We start from the raw sequence: 1,473 nt of genomic DNA, 5'->3' as shown, positions 1-1,473 counted from the left end.
CTCAGAGGGCGGGCTGTAAGTTAATGCCCGTTTTGCCGTTGGCTGCGGGTTAGGGTTGCTGGTCGGCGGCCGGTTCGGCGGTCGGCGGGTGTGCGAGGGTGAACAATCCCGGTTCGTTCTCGACGACGAGTCCGTTCTTGACCAGGCGTTTGACTTTGGCGCGGACGCCTTCGATCCGGTTGGGCGTCAGCTCCATGTCCAGGGCGTGGCACAGATCCTTGGCGCGCTGCGGGGTCTTGGTCCCGGTCAGGACGGTCAGGATGTGCTGGTAGTCGGGGTGGTCCGGGAGGCCGGGCGGCGCGGGTTCGTCCGGGCCGAGTTCGAGGATGACCTTTCGGGCGACGTGCAGATCGGACAGCTCGGCGTCCAGGTCGCGCAGCCGGTCGGCGAGTTGCTGGATCTGGGCCCTGACCTGATCGGCCTGCGCGCTCAGAGCCTGCTGGCGGTCAGCGATCTTCTCCAGGGTGGTTCGGGTCACCGCAGTTGCCTACGCTGTTTCCGGCGCTGTGCGCCAGGTCGGGGCGGCGGTGCCGGTCAGCCGCCGGGTCATGGACGCCGTCGAGGACCACAGCACACGGGACTCCGAGGCTCGTGGATCGGATTCATAGTCGCGAACCAGGCGCCGGTCCAGTATCTGCGTGCCCAGCGTCTGTTCGACCCGCCATCGGATCGCCTGCGGCACGAACCCGGACTGATCGGGGTTGCGCTGCACGATGTCCACCTCGATGCCCAGTTCCGCGCCATGTTCGACCACGGTCTTCTTGAATCCCTGGTCCACCAGGGCCTTGACGACTGTCGGGGTGCGGGCGGCGACCTTGTCCAGCAGTGCGGTGCCGATGACGTTGTCGTGGACGCTGGCGGCGAACACCACCACCGCGATGATCAGCCCTATGACGTCGACGGCGATGCCGCGTTTCCGGCCCGGTACGAGCTTGCCGGCGTCCCGGCCGGTTGTCGCCGCCGGCACGTTCACCGCGGCATGCACGCTCTGGGAGTCGGCCACCACCAGTGAGGGGTCCTCGGTCCGGCCGGCCCGCTCGCGCACCTGGCACCGCAGAATCTCCTGGATCGCCGCGTCGGTGCCGTCGTCGCGCCAGGTGTAGAAGTAGTACTTCACCGCCGAGGCCGGTGGGAAGTCCGTGGGCAGCAGGCTCCACTGACACCCCGACCGGTTCTGGTAGAAGATCGCGTCGACGATCCTGCGCATCGGGTACCGGCCCTGGTGCCCGCTTACCGACGGATGCTTGGCCTTCCAGGCCGTCACCAGCGGTTCAAGCAGCGCCCACTGCTCATCGGTGGTGTCGGTGTAGTAGCCGCGACGCTCGCTCACCGTGCCAGCGAAGCACCGCGACGGGCGGCCGCAGTGCCGAATCCGCTGGCTGTCACCGAAAAGCGCGATGACAGAACCCTACGAAACTACCGAAACCTCCTGCACAGGAGCCCAACCCAAAGCCAACGACGAACCGGACAGAC

General features: G+C 67.1%; 2 protein-coding genes. Both read right to left on the bottom strand.

The genetic code is table 11. The annotated features are described in order from the left end of the window. Nucleotides 1-49 precede the first annotated feature (49 nt). Nucleotides 50-478, bottom strand: a complete 429-nt coding sequence (locus IZR01_RS49145; RefSeq protein ID WP_194891439.1) for a hypothetical protein — start codon at nucleotides 476-478, stop codon at nucleotides 50-52. 9 nt (nucleotides 479-487) lie between these two features. Then, a complete protein-coding gene (locus IZR01_RS49140; protein ID WP_194891440.1) occupies nucleotides 488-1,330 on the bottom strand; it encodes an IS5 family transposase in 843 nt (280 codons plus the stop codon). Nucleotides 1,331-1,473 lie beyond the last annotated feature (143 nt).

This window comes from Catenulispora pinisilvae (assembly GCF_015356865.1).
Lineage (GTDB): Bacteria > Actinomycetota > Actinomycetes > Streptomycetales > Catenulisporaceae > Catenulispora > Catenulispora pinisilvae.
The sequence above is the reverse complement of the archived record's forward strand: the minus strand, read 5'-3'. Positions and strand labels throughout refer to the sequence as shown.